Source organism: Serratia sp. HNCC26DJ244 (assembly GCF_057180565.1).
Window position 1 is genome coordinate 1 of record NZ_JBXUGO010000107.1, and the last position, 563, is coordinate 563.

At 52.4% G+C, this 563-nt stretch carries 1 protein-coding gene; it reads left to right on the plus strand.

The genetic code is table 11. The features are described from left to right. Nucleotides 1-563, plus strand: a 563-nt coding sequence (locus tag AC2A06_RS18800) for an Ig-like domain-containing protein (protein WP_484381292.1), incomplete at both ends; no start/stop codon positions are given.

Here is a 563-nt window from a genome sequence, read left to right on the forward strand (position 1 = left end):
CCTCCAGCTCAACCTGATGTATCGAATGCCCAGGATGACGTGGGTGCTATCACCGGCCCAATCAAGAATGGCGGTACAACCGATGATACTCAGCCTAAATTCAGTGGTGGTGGCCAGCCTGGCGATATTATCAATATCTATGATAACGGCGAAAAGATTGGTTCAACGGTGGTTGGGGATAACAACAAGTGGAGCTTTACGCCTGAGACACCACTCGACGAAACCAATCACAGTATTACCATCACGGCAACCGATCCGGCGGGTAACGAAAGTAAGCCCTCTGAGCCGTTGAACTTTACTGTGGATACCACGTCTCCGTTAGATGACCCTGCCCATTTGGCGATTACTTCCGTCGAAGACCGCGTGGGCGGTAGCCAGGGTGCGGTGGCCAAGGGTGCGGTGACTGATGACAGCCAACCGTTGATCAGCGGTATTGGTACTGCGGGTGATACGGTATTTGTCTACACCACCGATGCTGCTGGTCAGCATCTGATTGGTAGCGCAGTCGTGCAAGACAATAATACCTGGAGCATGTCACCAGAACTGCCATTGTTAGAAGGCAG